The sequence below is a fragment of the Neisseria sp. 74A18 genome, from assembly GCF_001308005.1.
GTDB lineage: Bacteria > Pseudomonadota > Gammaproteobacteria > Burkholderiales > Neisseriaceae > Neisseria > Neisseria dumasiana.
This window is the reverse complement of record NZ_LGZA01000029.1, coordinates 21,400-38,141: the sequence shown is the minus strand read 5'-3', so window position 1 is coordinate 38,141 and position 16,742 is coordinate 21,400. Positions and strand designations below refer to the sequence as shown.

The 16,742-nt window shown below is 50.7% G+C and carries 13 protein-coding genes and 1 pseudogene; 9 read left to right on the top strand and 5 right to left on the bottom strand.

Annotated features, from left to right (window positions below; genetic code table 11):
- Window positions 1-428 precede the first annotated feature (428 nt).
- A complete protein-coding gene (gene thrB, locus AKG43_RS09310) occupies window positions 429-1,364 on the top strand; it encodes a homoserine kinase (RefSeq protein ID WP_054600288.1) in 936 nt (311 codons plus the stop codon).
- Between the two features lie 48 nt (window positions 1,365-1,412).
- On the opposite strand, the gene AKG43_RS13380 is transcribed toward thrB, so the two are convergent.
- Both AKG43_RS13380 and AKG43_RS09305 read right to left on the bottom strand, forming a co-directional pair.
- Window positions 1,413-1,598, bottom strand: coding sequence for a lipoprotein signal peptidase (locus tag AKG43_RS13380; protein WP_082403050.1), 186 nt, complete (start codon window positions 1,596-1,598; stop codon window positions 1,413-1,415).
- A 93-nt stretch (window positions 1,599-1,691) separates the two neighbouring features.
- Window positions 1,692-2,420 carry a YebC/PmpR family DNA-binding transcriptional regulator gene (locus tag AKG43_RS09305; RefSeq protein ID WP_054600287.1) on the bottom strand — a complete coding sequence of 243 codons (729 nt, stop codon included), beginning with the start codon at window positions 2,418-2,420 and terminating at the stop codon, window positions 1,692-1,694.
- A gap of 221 nt (window positions 2,421-2,641) precedes the next feature.
- Between AKG43_RS09305 and hslO the strand changes: the two genes are divergently transcribed.
- Entirely contained in the window at window positions 2,642-3,559 is a 918-nt protein-coding gene (hslO, locus tag AKG43_RS09300; RefSeq protein ID WP_054600293.1) for an Hsp33 family molecular chaperone HslO, read from the top strand.
- 168 nt (window positions 3,560-3,727) lie between these two features.
- A pseudogene (locus AKG43_RS13670) lies at window positions 3,728-3,865 on the top strand (lipoprotein signal peptidase); the annotation flags it as partial.
- 3 nt (window positions 3,866-3,868) lie between these two features.
- On the opposite strand, the gene AKG43_RS09295 reads toward AKG43_RS13670, so the two are convergent.
- Together AKG43_RS09295 and yihA are read right to left on the bottom strand one after the other, a co-directional pair.
- Complete coding sequence (locus AKG43_RS09295; RefSeq protein WP_054600286.1) at window positions 3,869-5,326, bottom strand: TrkH family potassium uptake protein; 1,458 nt, start codon at window positions 5,324-5,326, stop codon at window positions 3,869-3,871.
- Window positions 5,327-5,668: 342 nt separating this feature from the next.
- Window positions 5,669-6,328, bottom strand: coding sequence for a ribosome biogenesis GTP-binding protein YihA/YsxC (yihA, locus tag AKG43_RS09290; RefSeq protein WP_054600285.1), 660 nt, complete (start codon window positions 6,326-6,328; stop codon window positions 5,669-5,671).
- A 145-nt stretch (window positions 6,329-6,473) separates the two neighbouring features.
- Between yihA and AKG43_RS09285 the strand changes: the two genes are divergently transcribed.
- From AKG43_RS09285 to secB, 6 genes are all read left to right on the top strand, one after another.
- Window positions 6,474-7,100: a cytochrome c gene (locus AKG43_RS09285; protein ID WP_054600284.1), complete on the top strand. Its 627-nt coding sequence runs from the start codon at window positions 6,474-6,476 to the stop codon at window positions 7,098-7,100.
- Window positions 7,101-7,256: 156 nt separating this feature from the next.
- Complete coding sequence (locus AKG43_RS09280) at window positions 7,257-9,275, top strand: cytochrome c biogenesis protein ResB (protein ID WP_054600283.1); 2,019 nt, start codon at window positions 7,257-7,259, stop codon at window positions 9,273-9,275.
- Window positions 9,276-9,345: 70 nt separating this feature from the next.
- Window positions 9,346-10,545: a c-type cytochrome biogenesis protein CcsB gene (gene ccsB, locus AKG43_RS09275; protein ID WP_054600282.1), complete on the top strand. Its 1,200-nt coding sequence runs from the start codon at window positions 9,346-9,348 to the stop codon at window positions 10,543-10,545.
- 306 nt (window positions 10,546-10,851) lie between these two features.
- Window positions 10,852-12,567, top strand: coding sequence for a single-stranded-DNA-specific exonuclease RecJ (recJ, locus tag AKG43_RS09270; protein WP_054600281.1), 1,716 nt, complete (start codon window positions 10,852-10,854; stop codon window positions 12,565-12,567).
- 215 nt (window positions 12,568-12,782) lie between these two features.
- On the top strand, window positions 12,783-13,049 hold the full coding sequence (grxC, locus tag AKG43_RS09265; protein ID WP_054600280.1) for a glutaredoxin 3: 267 nt from the start codon (window positions 12,783-12,785) through the stop codon (window positions 13,047-13,049).
- A gap of 49 nt (window positions 13,050-13,098) precedes the next feature.
- Window positions 13,099-13,533 (top strand): protein-export chaperone SecB, encoded by a 435-nt coding sequence (gene secB / locus AKG43_RS09260; RefSeq protein WP_054600279.1) that lies wholly within the window; start codon window positions 13,099-13,101, stop codon window positions 13,531-13,533.
- Between the two features lie 333 nt (window positions 13,534-13,866).
- Here the strand turns inward: secB and AKG43_RS09255 are convergent, their stop codons facing one another.
- Complete coding sequence (locus tag AKG43_RS09255; protein WP_054600278.1) at window positions 13,867-16,692, bottom strand: valine--tRNA ligase; 2,826 nt, start codon at window positions 16,690-16,692, stop codon at window positions 13,867-13,869.
- Window positions 16,693-16,742 lie beyond the last annotated feature (50 nt).

Here is a 16,742-nt window from a genome sequence, read left to right as displayed (position 1 = left end):
ATGTTCAATCTCTAACTTTTTAACTTCTGGTCTGCTTCAAAGAAACCGACTGACAATGATATAATCTTGTCTCGTCTGTTTTTGTCGCAGTGTGAGGCCTAAGACACTCACACTTATCGGTAATCTGCGTTGTTAAAGAACTTAAATCCGCCGTCTCAACAGCGAAGAAACCGAACTATACACACCCCAAACCCAACCCGTCAACACCAAAAATGCAATTATTTGCATCAAATTACCCATCCCGATGTTTCTTATCGGTTTTTATTTTAAAATCTTTTGCAAATTAATTTTGCCACGACACAATCTTGCTGTTTTAAGCCGCTTATTTCTTTTTTGTAGGCATCACATTCCAAGCCTAAGTTTCAAAATCAATTCATTGGATTTCTTTTTTTGATATGATATGAAGTTCATTTTTATGGGGCTTCGTTATGTCTGTTTACACCAGCGTCTCCGATGAAGAGATGCGTCAGTTTCTAAATGATTACGATTTAGGTGATTTTGTTTCACTGCAAGGCATTGCTCAAGGGATAACAAACAGCAATTATTTTTTAACCACTACCAAGGGGCGTTTTGTATTAACGCTATTCGAAACCTTACAGCAAAATGAGCTTCCGTTTTTTTTGGAACTCAAACAACATCTCAGCAAAGAAGGTGTGGCCTGCCCTGCCCCGGTAGCACGAAAAGACGGTAAATTTGATTCTATTTTGGCTGATAAACCTGCTTGCTTGGTTACATGTTTAAAAGGAACTGATACCAGTTGGCCTACAGCCGGCCAATGTTTCAATACGGGAGCTATGCTGGCCAAAATGCATTTAGCCGGACAAAGTTTCCCTTTCAAAATGACCAATCCCCGTTACCGCGATTGGTGGTCCGACGCTTACACTCAACTCTCTCCTTTGTTAAATAAAGACGATGCCGAATTATTGAAAAGTGAAATTGAGTATTTAGATAAGAATAGCGGAGATTTTTTGCCTTCCGGTATCATTCACGCCGATCTGTTTAAAGATAATGTGTTACTGGACGAACAAGAAGTTGCGGGGTTCATTGACTTTTATTATGCCTGCAACGGCAATTTTATGTATGACTTGGCCATTGCAGTAAACGATTGGGCGCGTACTGCCGATAATTTTTTAGATAGCGAATTGCAGAAAGCTTTTATCGAAGGTTATGAAAGTGTAAGGCCGCTGAGCAATGAAGAGCGAACCTACTTTCCAACGGCCCAGCGTGCAGGCTGTATCCGTTTTTGGGTTTCACGGCTTTTGGACTTTCACTTTCCACAAGCAGGCGAAATGACTTTCATCAAGGATCCTAATGCTTTCCGTGATTTATTGTTGAGTTTACGGAAAACTGCTGATTTTTATTGAAAAGATTTCTATTCCAATAACTTAAAGAAGTGGCCGTCTGAAAAAGTTTCAGACGGCCACTTCTTTAGATTGAAACAAGATTGAAACATTTGCATCCCGAGACCTTTGCAAAACCCTCAGATGTGGATGCAGTTCAAGGCGTAGCAGCACAGCGAGTGCAGACATATCATATAGATAGGCAAACGAGCGGGCAGCGCACAACGCAGAAATACGCCGCAGATGGGGGTTTTGCAAAGGTCTCAGCTTTTTATTTTTAGCATATCGCCACCTATCAAAAAAGCAGGCTTGAAGCCTGCTTTTTTAACGCCTAAATTTGACTGTTTGAATTTATTCAAAATTCAAGACGGCAGAAGTATAAACATCTTGCACATCATCCAAATCTTCAAGGGCATCAATCAGTTTTTGCATTTTTTCAGCATCTTCGCCACTGAGTTCGGTTTCATTTTGAGCACGCATCGTAACGTCGCCGTCTTCAGACTGAAAACCTGCCTCCTCTAACGCAGCTTTAACACCTGCCCAATCGTTGGGGCTTGTGATGATTTCCAATGAGCCGTCATCATTTGTTAATACATCTTCCGCTCCGGCTTCCAAAGCCGCTTCCATCAAGGCATCTTCATCTACACCGGGGGCGAAAATCAGGTAGCCTTGATGTACGAAATTGAAGGCCACGCAGCCGTCAGTACCCAAATTGCCACCGTTTTTATTGAATGCATGACGCACATCGGCAACGGTGCGGGTTTTGTTGTCCGTCAGACAATCCACCATTAAGGCTGCACCGCCGATACCGTAGCCTTCGTAGCGCAGCTCTACATATTCCACACCTTCTAAATTGCCGGTACCTTTATCGATTGCACGTTGAATGTTGTCTTTAGGCATGTTGTTGCTGAATGCCTTATCCATAGCCAAACGCAAACGGGGGTTGGAAGCAGGATCACCGCCGCCCATTTTGGCCGCAACGGTAATCTCTTTGATCAAACGGGTAAAAATTTTACCGCGCTTGGCATCTTGACGTTCTTTTTTATGACGGATATTCGCCCACTTACTGTGGCCTGCCATAGTATTTCCTTTCTGTGTCCGCCATTCTGAAACTCGGGCGGGCTGTACATGTAAAATTTTGAAGGCGGCTATTTTATCATAAAAGGCCGGCACAATAGATGTTGAATCTATTCGGATTTATTCACACCGGCCTTCGTTTTTTCACCTGCACTTGATTTCAGACGGCCTGTAACCATATTCAGGCCATCTGAAAAATATATACAACCTACGCGATGACAAATATGAAAAACAACACTCTTGCGGCAGCCGCAAACCATTCCGACTGCCGAACCCGTTTCATTTTCGACAACATGCCCGTTCGCGGCCAGCATGTTCGCCTTGAGAAAGTATGGCAGCACATTGCCGGTCAGAAACATTACCCCGCCGCCATCCGCCGTGCTTTGGGAGAACTGTTGGCAGCGGGCGCATTGCTGTCGAGCAATTTGAAAATCGAAGGCACGCTGACCGTTCAGGTTCAGGGTCAGGGCAAACTGAAAATGCTGGTTGTGGAAGCCTCATCAACCGACACCTGCCGCGCTACGGCACGCTGGAATGAAGAAGCACACATCGGCGACAATGAAAGCCTGCGCGAATTATTGGGCGAAAACGGTGTGTTTGTGATTACTTTACAACCGCAAGACGGCGACCCTTGGCAGGGCGTTGTGCCGCTGGAAGGCGACAGTATTTCGGAAATGCTGGTTAACTACATGAAACGCTCCGAGCAGCTGGATACCCACATTACACTTACGGCCTCAGATGAAGCATGTGCCGGCCTGCTTGTGCAGCGTTTGCCCGAATCCGTGCCCGATGCGGAGGCTTGGGAACATGTAACTACGCTCACTCAAACCGTTACTGCCGACGAATTGGCCGCTTTAGACGCTCAACATGTACTCTACCGCCTGTTCCATGAAACACCGCCCCGCGTATTTGAGCAAGAACCGATTGAGTTTGCCTGCACCTGTTCACGCGGAAAAGTAAGCGATATGCTGCTGATGTTGGGCGGAGAAGAAGTCGGCTCCGTATTACTTGAGCAAGGCAGCGTTGAAATCGATTGCGACTTCTGCAATGCCAAATATGTATTTGACGAAACCGATGTAAATGCGCTGTTCGGAACGGATGTGGTTCATGCCGTGAGCGAAGAAAAACTGCGGATTCAATAAATCCAAAGAACACATCAATCCTGTTTCTACCTCATGTTGAATAACGGCAATACTCACGCCGTTATTCAACATTTTTTTGCCCTTTTCGAGGCCGTCTGAAAATGACGGCCGTTTCCATTTCCAGCACGCAAACTAAGCGGCATTTCGGTCGGCAACAAGCCGAGACCTTTGCAAAACCCCCATCTGCGGCGCATTTCTTCGTTGTGCGCTGCTCGCTCGTTTGCCTATCTATATGATATGTCTGCACTCGCTGTGCTGCTACGCCTTGAACTGCATCCACATCTGAGGGTTTTGCAAAGGTCTCAAGCCTTATTTTTTCCAATACGGCGGTGTAAACAAAATCAACACGGTAAAAATTTCCAAACGCCCCAACAGCATCACTGCCGTACACAGCCACTTTTGAACATCTGCCAACCCGGAATAATTATATGCGGGCCCCACAACGCCCAAACCCGGGCCGGCATTGGTGATGCAAGCGATTACCGCACTGAAAGCCGAGATGAAATCCAGCCCCGAAGCCATCATTAAAAACGTAAACAGCACAATGGTCATGAAATACACAAAAATAAATGCCATAACTGTTAATGCCGTGCGCTCGGGGATGGTGCGACCGTTCACTTTAACATTGCGCACGGCATTAGGATGCAGCAGCAGCAGCATTTCGCGCAGGCTGAATTTTGCCAGCACGATGGCCCGTGCGTTTTTGATACCACCGCCCATAGAGCCCGAACTGGCCAAAATATTGGCAAGAAAAAACATCCATAACGATGTAATCAGCGGCCACTGGGCGAAGTCGGCACTGGCGAACCCGCTGGAAAGGCCGATCGATACAAAGTTAAACGATGTGTATCGGAGCGACTCTTCAAAAGAAGGATAATATTGCTTATGCCACAAATATATACTGACGGCAGTAATACTCACCACCAGCACGCTGAACATAATGCGGAACTCTTCGTCTTTCCAATAACGCTTCGGGGAGCGTGCGCCGACTACTGAAAGATGGGTAACAAAACTGATGGCACCAAACAACGTGATCGCCATCACGATCATTTCGATAGAGAGCGAATTGAAGTATGCAATGCTGTCATCGTGCGTAGAAAAACCGCCCAACGAGATAGTTGATAAGGCATGGCAAACCGCATCAAACCAGCTCATTCCCGCCCAATGCAGCGCCAAACAGGCAATGACGGTGCTGATTGCATAAGTCAGCCACAATTTCTTTGCCACCTGAGAAATGCGCGGTGCGATTTTGTTGTCTTTATCAATACCCGGAATCTCGGCTTTAAAAAGCTGCGTTCCGCCGACTCCGAGCATAGGCAGAATGGCCACCGCCAACACAATAATACCCATGCCGCCTAACCAGTTGAGCATGTGCCGCCAAAAATTAATCGACGGTGCCAATGTATCCAAGCTGGTGATAACCGTTGCGCCGGTGGTAGTCAGCCCCGACATGGCCTCAAACAAAGCATCGGTATAGCTCATCTGCGGAAAATACAGATAAAAGGGCATGGCAGCCACTACCGCAAACCCTACCCACAACATAAACACCAGTGTAAAACCGTCGCGCACACGCAATTCGCGCTGATGGCGGCGCGTCAGCAGCCAAATAACCACCGAGCTGATAATCGTAACCAATGCAGTAGAGCCGAAAGCACGCAAGGCATCGTCCAAATAAATATACGACACCATTGTGGGAACCAGCAGAAGTATCGAAAACAATACGCCGAGCTTCGATAAAATATGGACGGTAGGTATGATTTTATACATAAGTATCTGATTTCAGACGGCCTGCCAATCAAATGCGAAACACATCATTGCCGATACACGCTGCCGACATGCTTCGGGCAAAACCCGTGCTGATCAATTTTATATTGATTAATGGGCGCGGAACCATCTCGAAAGTTCCACACAACCGTTTTAGTTGGATATTAAAAGTAATGAGCTTATCAGGCCGTCTGAAAGTTTTTTTCAGACAGCCTGAAAAAAACGGCGGCTATTTTATCAAAATCCGCACTGTCGAAGAACCATATAAACGGGCTCACATCCTGTCCGGCACATATCCGTGCGCCCTGATAACGCGATAAAAAAACATCACGGCAAACCGCACGCTTACTCTTCCCCGCGCACTTCTTCATGCTCCGGCTCGGCATCTTCGGCACACTGAGCTGCGTTGTAGTCGGCAAACCACTTACCCACCACCCCGTTCACTTCTTCGATGCCCTGTTTTTTCAAGCTCGAAAAAAGCTGCACGCTGATCTGCTGGCGTTCCGTATAAGGCTTCAACGATTTCTTCACAGCTCCCAGCGTTTTAATCTGTTCGTTTTTAGATAATTTATCGGCTTTCGACAACAATATATGCACCGGACGCCCGGTGAGATGAAAAAAATCGAGCATTCTGATATCGAGCTCTTTCAACGGATGACGCGCATCCATAATCAGCACCAAACCGATCAACTGCCGTCTTTTCTGAAGATAATCGCCCAACAATTTCACCCAATGCGCGCGAACGGCTTCCGGAACCTGCGCATAACCGTAACCGGGCAAATCGACCATAAATCCGCCGCCGGCCAGCTCGAAAAAGTTGATATGCTGGGTACGCCCCGGCGTTTTCGACACATAAGCCAAACGTACATGGTTGGTGAGCGTATTGATGGCGCTGGACTTGCCCGCATTACTGCGCCCGACAAAGGCGATTTCGGCAGGCGTATCGGGCAAATCTTTCAGATGATTGACCGTAGTAAAGAATTTTGCATTTTGAAATAAGTTCATAAGTGGTAAAATTGTGTGAATTTGGTATAGAATACCACGATTATAAAGTTATCGGTTTAGTCGGGCGCCAATACGCCCGTGTTGAGTATAGTTAAAGGGCATTGCGAGTCCCTACCGTAATGCTGTCATTCAGGAGCACACTTCCATGAAACGTTTTACCTTGTTGGGCTTGGCTTTGACTGCCGCCGCCGTTGCAGCAGCCGCACCTAAAGCGGATATTGCCAAAGGCAAAGAAATTGCAACCAATATCTGCGCATCATGCCACGCCGCCGACGGTAACAGCGCTATCGCAATGTATCCCAAATTATCTGCGCAACACGCCCAATATCTTTTTATTCAAACCAAAGAGATTAAAGAAGGTAAACGCACCACCGGCGCAGCTGCCGCAATGGCACCGATGGTTGCCGCGCTTTCCGATCAGGATATGCGCAATGTTGCGGCATTTTACGCCACCCAGTTCCCCAAACCGGGCGAAACCAATCCTAAAGAAAATGCCGAACTCGGTGCGAAAATCTACCGCGGCGGTTTGGCCGACAAAAAAATTCCCGCCTGTATGTCATGCCACGGCCCCAACGGTGCCGGCATACCTGCAGGCGGCACAGAAATTTTGGCCTATCCCCGCTTAGGCGGCCAACACAAAGCCTACATTGTCGACCAAATGAAGGCTTACCGTTCCGGCCAACGTAAAAACACCATCATGGCCGACATTGCCGGCCGTATGACCGACGAAGAATTGAACGCCGTAGCCAACTTCATCCAAGGGCTGCATTAACATTGCATCATGCGGTTTGATACCGGGGCCGTCTGAAAGAAACGCTTTCAGACGGCCTTCGGTTCAGATGACGCGTTACGGTGCTTAAAAACCGTTCCGCCGATTTGAAAACATGTTTTTATCTCATCCAACTTAACTGCTAACCGGCAAAACCCTATGGCCCAATCTAAAACATCCGTTCCGCTTATCCGCCGCCCTTGGTTTGCTTTTCTCAGCTCCATGCGCTTTGCCGTGGCTCTGCTCAGCCTGTTGGGTATCGCTTCCATAATCGGCACGGTTCTGCAACAAAATCAGCCGCCGGTTAATTATGTGGTGAAATTCGGCCCTTTTTGGACAGAAATATTCGGCTTTTTGGGGCTGTTTGACGTATATGCGTCCAGCTGGTTTGTGCTGATTATGATTTTTTTGGTGCTGTCCACCGGCTTGTGTCTGTGGCGCAACATCCCGCCTTTCTTGCGCGAAATGAAATCTTTCCGCTTAAACGCCACCAAAAAATCACTTGCTTCCATGAAACACACCGCCATGCTCGAAGGCGGCCTCTCACCTGAAATTGCCGCGCGTTATTTGGAAGTTCAAGGCTTCAGCAGCAAAACGGTTGAGCGGGAAGACGGCTCGGTTTTAGTGGCGGCGAAAAAAGGTGCGATGAACAAATGGGGCTACATTTTCGCCCACACCGCCATTATCGTTATCTGCTTGGGCGGCCTGATCGACAGCAATCTGTTGTTAAAAGCCGGCATGCTCACCGGCAAAATCGTGCCGGATAACGATTCTTTGTTTGCCAAAGACTTTAAACCCGAAAGCATTTTGGGCAGCGGCAATATTTCGTTCCGCGGCAATGTCAACATTACCGAAGGCCAGCAAGCCGACGTGGTATTTTTAAATGCCGACAAAGGCATGTTGGTTCAGGATCTGCCTTTTACCGTAAATCTGAAAAAATTCCACATCGATTTCTACAACACCGGTATGCCCAAAGACTTTGCCAGCGACTTGGTTGTTACCGAGAAGGCCACCGGTAAAGTAACCGAACAAACCATCAGGGTAAACCATCCCCTCACCATCGACGGCATCACCATTTATCAGGCCAGCTTTGCCGACGGCGGTTCCGACTTAAAATTGAAAGCTTGGAATTTGGCAGGCAACAGCCGCGAACCTGCGCAGATGAATGCGGTTTCAATGCGTGAATTCCCGCTGGATTTGGACGGCAAGCAATACCGCTTGGAATTCGACCAGTTTACCGCCATGAACGTTGAAGACATGAGCGCGCCGCAGGAAAAAGACAAAGCAGGTTTTCAGACGGCCATCAACGATGTGCGCAGCGTGAAACAAGATAAAAAATTCACCAACATCGGCCCTTCGATTGTTTACCGCATCCGCGACAAATCCGGACAAGCGGTCGAATATAAAAATTACATGCTGCCCGTGAAACAGGAAGAAGATTACTTTTTCATCACCGGCACCCGCTCGGGGCTGGAGCAACAATACCGTTGGCTGCGGCTGCCTGCCGATGCACAAGGCAGTATCGATACCTTTATGGCTTGGCGGGAGCTGTTGAATGATCCCGAAGTACGCAAGCGCGTTATCGCCAACTCTGCACAAGCCGCGCCGGATAACGTGCGTGCGGGATTCAGTTTGGCCGTGGAAAACACGCTGGCTCTGTTTGCACAGGGCGGGTATTTGGCATTGAACGAATATATCGAACAAAAAGTGCCCGAAGCCGAACGTGATAAAATGCAGGATTTCTTTTACCGCATTCTATACGGCGCGTTAAACTCGATATTGGAAGAAACCATCGCCACCTACAAACTGCCCGAATGGAAACCGGGTGCCGATAGAAACCGTTTTCTGCTGCACAGCATGGACGCTTATACCGGTTTGACCGAATACCCTTCGCCCGTACTCTTGCAGTTAAACGGTTATAAAGAAGTCCGCTCTTCCGGCCTGCAAATGACCCGCTCGCCCGGCGCTTCTTTGGTTTATTTGGGTTCGGTATTGCTGGTATTGGGCACCGTATTTATGTTTTACATCCGCGAAAAACGTGCATGGCTTCTGTTTGACCAAAACGGTGTACGTTTTTCCATGTCTTCTTCACGCAATGAACGTGATTTACAAAAAGAATTTCCCAAACACACACAAGATTTGGCAACATTGGCCTCAGATTTACACAAAAACATTTAGTAACCTGTGTAAGAATTTGTTCAGACGGCCGTCTGAAAACAAGTTGGCCGAATTATGAAGGAACATACACATGAACCACACCATACGCGGTGCGGATAAATTACCACACCATCACACTCTGCTGACCCACCGGTCGTTTTTGCGCCGTCTCAACGGTTGGGATTGGCTGTTTGCCTTGTTCATCACCATGACCGCCGTGTTTGCCCAATTCCATGTCGGGCACCGCATGGATATTTACGAAATAGTCATTTTGTGGAGCAGCGCAGCCGGCACCATATTACTGGGCTGGTTTTTCAAGCCCCTGCGCGGGTTTACCGTTGCATCGATATTGCTGGCCTACGGTGCAGTACAGCTTTACTCGGGCGATATCGCCCATGCCGACCGCTTTTTGCTGAAATACTTTCTCAGCAGCCAATCGGCGATTATGTGGCAGTGCGCTACTGTTTTCTTCGCCCTGTTCTGCTACATTTTGGGCGCAGTAATCGCCAAAAAACAAAATACCGCAACCAACACTTTACTGGGCATCGGCAGCGTGCTGACATGGATTTCTGCCTTGGCAGGCTTTAGCGGCCTGCTCGTGCGCTGGCATGAAAGCTACCTGCTCCGCCCCGACGCCGGCCATATTCCCGTATCCAACCTGTATGAAGTCTTCATTCTCTTCTTGGTGATTACCGCCCTGATGTATCTCTACTATGAAACCAAATTCGCCATACAGAAACTGGGCGCATTTGTGCTCTCGTTCATGGCGGTAGTGGTGGTTTTTGTGTTGTGGTACAGCGTATCCCGCGAAGCCCATACCATCCAGCCGCTGATTCCCGCCCTGCAATCGTGGTGGATGAAAATTCATGTGCCGGCAAACTTCATCGGCTACGGTGCTTTCTGTATTTCCGCCATGTTGGGCGTGGCCGAACTGCTGGCCATCCGCAGTGAAAACGCCGGTAAAAAATCGTGGCTGCCCGAATCTCAAGCCATTGAAGAAGTGATGTACAAATCGATTGCCGTCGGCTTCCTGTTTTTCACCATCGCCACCATTCTCGGTGCATTGTGGGCGGCCGACGCATGGGGCCGCTATTGGAGCTGGGACCCTAAAGAAACGTGGGCCTTTATCGTATGGTTGAACTACGCCGTGTGGCTGCACTTGCGCCTTGTGGCCGGCTGGCGCGGCAAAGTGCTGGCATGGTGGGCGATTATCGGCCTGTTCATTACCGCTTTTGCCTTTATCGGCGTGAATATGTTTTTAAGCGGCCTGCACTCTTACGGAACGCTCTAACATCATTGAAAGCCGGGCAACATGGCAGCGGGATACGGTTTCATCAACTGCACCTTTCTGCACTATTGCCCGGCTTTTTTCAAAGCAATCGCACGAAGCGGCGCACGATTCTGCCTGCCAACATATTGCCTAAAGTCCGGGCAGAATACAGAGGTCGTCTGAAATGCCGTAGCTGCCGAAACACACCAAATTAAACAACCTAAAACAACTTCAACCTTGCCAAACCGCTGCAAGCAAACACGCTCTCAAACCTACACCACAGCGGTTTATCAAGGCTGCTTATGATTTCACACGGTTATCATCTTCATGGCTGTTAAAATCCAAACCCGCACCGTTAACCCCGACATCTGCCGCACCCTCATCGAGGCCGGCACCGACCCGCTGCTCGCCCGCCTGTGCGCCGCCCGCGACGTGGCCTCCCCTGCCGAGTTGGACGACAAACTCGCCGCCCTGCTGCCCTACCAAAGCCTCACCCGCTGCACCGAAGCCGCTTCCAGATTGGCCGATGCGGTGGAGCGCAAACAGAAAATCTTAATCGTGGCCGATTACGATGCCGACGGCGCAACCGCCTGTGCAGTCGGCATCAAAGGGTTGTCGGCAATGGGAGCCTCGGTCGATTTTTTAGTGCCCAACCGCTTCGAGCACGGCTACGGCCTCACGCCCGAACTGGCCGACATCGCCGCCGCCCAAGGCGTGCAGTTATTGTTAACCGTCGATAACGGCATCGCCAGCATCGCCGGCGTAGAACGCGCTCAGGCATTGGGTTTGGATGTTATCGTAACCGACCACCATCTGCCCGCCGATACCGTGCCCGATTGCATCATCGTCAACCCCAATCAACGCGGCTGCAACTTTGCCAGCAAAAATTTGGCGGGCGTGGGCGTGATTTTTTATGTATTGATGGCTTTGCGCGCCGAATTGCGCCGGCGCGGCTGGTTCAGGTCGTCTGAACACCCGCTTTCAGACGGCCTCAATGAACCGAATCTGGCCGAGCTGTTGGATTTAGTCGCACTCGGCACCGTTGCCGATGTGGTGCCGCTCGACCATAACAACCGCATTCTCGTTTCGCAAGGCTTGAAACGGATGCGTGCGGGGAAAATGCGCCCCGGTATCCGCGCCCTGTTTGAAATTGCAAGGCGCGACTGGCGTAAAGCCCAGCCTTTCGACATGGGCTTCGCACTCGGCCCGCGCATCAATGCGGCCGGACGACTAGACGATATGTCGGTCGGCATCGCCTGCCTGCTGGCCGACAACGAAGCCGAAGCGCAAAGCCTTGCTGCCCAACTCAACGATTTGAACATCGAACGGCGCGAAATCGAACAATCCATGCTGCAAGACGCGCTGAATGCTTTTCCCGAATCGCTGCCGGCCGGCCAAACCACTTTAGTTGTCTACCAAAACGACTTTCATCAAGGTGTGGTCGGCATCGTAGCCAGCCGTCTGAAAGACCGTTTCTACCGCCCCTCCATCGTGTTCGCCCCTGCCGACAACGGCGAAGTGCGCGGTTCCGGCCGCTCCATTCCCGGCCTGCATTTGCGCGATGCGTTGGATTTGGTGAGCAAACGCCACCCCGACATGATTTTGAAATTCGGCGGACACGCCATGGCAGCAGGCTTGAGCATACGCGAAGAAAACATTGCCGCTTTTCAGATGGCCTTTGAGCAGACAGTACGCGAATTGGTGCATGCCGACGACTTGGCGCAAACCTACATCACCGACGGCAGCCTGCCCGCCGCCGACATCACGCTCACACAAGCGCAAAACCTCGCCCGCCAAGTGTGGGGGCAAGGCTTCGCCCCGCCAACCTTCACCGATGAATTTGCCGTTATCCGCCAACAGGCTATGGGCGTGAACCACAAAAAAGTGTGGCTGCGCAAAGAAGGCTGCGAATTTGAAGCCATGTTTTGGCGCTGCACCGAAGAGCTTCCCACCCGCGTCCGCACGGTATACCGCCCCGTGGCTAACGAATGGCGCAACAATATCGAATTGCAACTTTATATCGACTATTGGGAAGCTGCATGAGCGAGGCCGTCTGAAAACGAGCTTGCGAGTTTCGCTAAAACGAGCTTGCGAGTTTCGCTAAAACGAGCTTGCGAGTTTCGCCAAAGCGAACGATACGGGCTTCGTTAAAAATTTTCAGACGGCCGCACCCGATTTCCCAACCCTTGTAAAAACACTTTAATGCCCATATAGTGCATAAAATACAACACAAGCACATTCATCATTGAGGACGTTATATGCAGCCCGTTACCATGTATACCGGCCCCTACTGCCCTTACTGCACCATGGCCAAACAGTTTTTAAAATCACAAGGCATCAGCGAAATCAAAGAAATCCGCGTCGATCAAAACCCTGCCGACTATGCCGAAATGCAGCAAATCACCGGCCAACGCAGCGTGCCGCAGATTTTCATCGGCAACACCCATGTGGGCGGCTTTACCGACTTATACGCACTGCACCAACGCGGCGGCCTCAAAAGCCTGTTGGAAGGCGAAACCGAATAACCCCTTTCCCGCTGCACACGCAGCATAACTTTTCATAGAAAGAGCCACCATGAGCGAAGAACTGCAACCCGTATTCAGCATCGAAAAACTGTATGTTAAAGATATGTCTTTAGAAGTGCCGAACGCTCCCCAAGTATTCTTGGAGCAAGGCGAGCCTGAAGTCGATATGCGCGTTTCTACCGAAAGCGCCAAACTGGAAGAAGGTTTCCACGAAGTTACCGTAACCGTAACCGTTACCGCCAAGCTCGAGAACGACCGCGTAATGTTCCTGAACGAAGTATCGCAAAGCGGTATCTTCCGTTTGGAAAACATCCCTGAAGAAGACGTGAAACTGCTGCTGGCCGTTGCCTGCCCGAACATCCTGTTCCCATACGCCCGCGAAGCCGTTTCCACCACCATTACCCGAGCAGGCTTCCCGCCCGTGCTGCTGGCTCCGATCAACTTCGAAGCCATGTACCAACAAGCGCAAGAAGGTAACGCGTAATCCGCAGCCTGTCGCCGTTATAACAAGAAGCCGTCTGAAAAATTTTCAGACGGCTTCTTGTTATAGCGGTTCGGATGTGGATGCAGTTCAAGGCGCAGCAGCGCAGCGAGTGCAGACATATCAGATAGAATAGGCAAACGAGCGAGCAGCGCACAACGCAGAAATGCGCCGCAGATGGGGGTTTTGCAAAGGTCTCAGGCTGTATTTGGTTGGATAACAAGCGGCTTGATACCTTGGCACAACTCGGCTCAAAAACAGCCCCTGCCAAAAACTTGAGGCCGTCTGAAAATCCGCCAGCGGTTTTTCAGACGGCCTCTTGTTAAGCACCGGCTTTTATTTCAACTTAGCCAGCTGTGCCTGTACTTTCGACATTTTGTCTTCCAACTCGGCCAGCTCGGCGCGGTCTTTTTCGACCAGATGCGCAGGGGCTTTGTCGGTGTAGCCGGGTTTGCTGAGTTTGGCGTTGAGTTTGTCCAACGCTTTTTGCAGCTTCTCGGCTTCTTTGTTCAGGCGGGCGGTTTCGGCGGCTTTGTCGATTTCCACTTTCAACATCAGGCGCGCGTTTTGGCAGACGGCTACCGGCGCATCTTCGCTTTCGGGCAGTTTGTCGACCAGCTTGGCTTCGGTCAAACGTGCCATCATCGGCACATATTTCAGCAAGGCTTCCAAATCTTTGCCGCCTTCCACAAACAACGGTGCTTTCACGCTCGGTGCCAAGCCCATTTCGCCGCGCAGGTTGCGCACCGCGCCGATTAAGTCTTGCAGCGCGGCCATTTGTTCAAACGCGGCAGGCACGATTTTTTCGTTGTCGGCAACCGGCCAAGCAGCCAGCATGATGCTGTCGGTTTTCTTGGCATTCGCCAGCGGCGCAACTGCCTGCCACAGCTCTTCAGTGATGAACGGCATAATCGGGTGCATCAGGCGCAGTACCACTTCCAACACGCGCACCAATGTGCGGCGGGTGGCGCGCCGGGTGGATTCGCAGCCGGTTTGCAGCTGCACTTTCGCCAGCTCGATATACCAGTCGCAATACTCGTTCCACACAAATTCATACAGCGTTTGCGCCGCCAAATCAAATCGGTAGGTATCGAATGCTTCGGCAACGGCGGCCTCGGTTTGTTGCAGGCGGCCGATAATCCATTGGTCGACAAAGCTGTACGCCAGCGGCAGGGTTTCGTCTTGACCGCAGTCTTTCTCTTCGGTGTTCATCAACACGAAATTGGTAGCGTTCCACAGCTTGTTGCAGAAATTGCGGTAGCCTTCGGCGCGTTTGAAATCGAAGTTGATGCTGCGGCCGAGGCTGGCGTAGCTCGCCATGGTGAAGCGCAGCGCGTCGGTGCCGAACACGGGAATGCCTTCGGGGAACAGTTTTTCGGTGGCTTTTTTCACTTGCGGCGCTTTTTCGGGGCGGCGCAGGCCGGTGGTGCGTTTTACCAGCAGGCTTTCGAGGTCGATACCGTCGATTAAGTCGACAGGGTCAATCACGTTGCCTTCGGACTTCGACATTTTCTTGCCTTCATGGTCGCGCACCATGCCATGGATATACACGTCTTTAAACGGCACTTTGCCGGTGAAGTGGGTGGTCATCATAATCATGCGCGCCACCCAGAAGAAGATGATTTCGTAGCCGGTTACCAATACGTTGCTCGGCAAAAAGGCGTTCAATTCTTCAGTTTCAGACGGCCAGCCCAAGGTGGAGAACGGCACCAGCGCAGACGAGAACCAAGTATCCAACACGTCTTCGTCGCGGGTTAATCCGCTTGTGCCTGCCAATTTTTCCGCCTCTTCCTGATTGCGGGCAACGTAAACGCGGCCGTCTGAATCGTACCAAGCGGGAATCTGATGGCCCCACCACAGTTGGCGCGAAATACACCAGTCTTGGATATTGTTCATCCATTGGTTGTAGGTGTTGACCCAGTTTTCGGGGATAAACTTCACTTGGCCGGAATCTACGGCGTGTTTGGCTTTTTCGGCCAAGCTCATGCCGGCAAACTCTCCGGCAGGTTCGCCGCCGCTGGGCTTCGCGCTCATCGCCACAAACCATTGGCTGGTCAGCATCGGTTCGATCACGCTGCCGGTGCGGTCGCCTTTCGGGGTCATCAAAGTGTGCGGTTTCACTTCCACCAACAAACCTTGCGCCTCAAGGTCGGCCACCATTTGTTTGCGGGCGGCGAAACGATCCAAACCTGCGTAGGCTTCGGGCAGAGCAATGCCTGTCTGAACCTCGCCTTTGTAGTTGAATACTTCGGCTTGGCTTAAAACTTTCGCTTCCAAATCAAATACATTGATTAAAGCCGTATCGTGGCGTTTACCGACTTCGTAGTCATTGAAATCGTGTGCGGGCGTAATCTTCACACAGCCGGTGCCGAAATCTTTTTCTACATATTCGTCGGCAATAATCGGAATACGGCGGTTCGCCAACGGCAGCTGCAATGCTTTGCCGATTAAGTGGGCATAGCGTTCGTCTTCGGGATGCACCGCCACCGCCACATCGCCCAATAAGGTTTCGGGGCGGGTAGTGGCGACGATGAGGCCGTCTGAAGGGTTGTCGGCCAACGGATAGCGGATATGCCACATGCTGCCCTGCTCTTCCACGCTTTCCACTTCAAGGTCGGAAACGGCGGTGCCGAGCACGGGATCCCAGTTTACCAAGCGTTTGCCGCGGTAAATCAAGCCCTGCTCAAACAGGCGCACGAACACTTCGGTAACGGTTTCGGCACGCACGTCGTCCATCGTGAAATATTCGCGGCTCCAGTCGGCCGAACACCCCATGCGGCGCATTTGTTCGGTAATCGTGCCGCCGGAAACATTTTTCCACTCCCACACTTTTTTCAAAAATCCTTCGCGACCCAAATCGTGGCGCGAAACACCCTGCTCGGCCAACTGCCGCTCCACCACAATCTGCGTGGCAATGCCGGCATGGTCGGTGCCGGGAATCCAGCAGGTGTTGCGGCCTTTCATGCGGTAATAGCGCGTGAGGCCGTCCATAATCGTTTGGTTGAAGGCATGACCCATGTGCAGGGTGCCGGTAACGTTGGGCGGGGGAAGCTGGATGGCAAAAGATTCGGTGCGGGAAAAATCAGGCTGGAAATAGCCTTGAGACTGCCAGTTTTGATAATGTTTGGCTTCGATTTCGGCGGGATTGTATTTGTCTAGCATGATGTTTTTCGTATGAGCTGAAATTAATGTTCAATCGACGGATTATAACG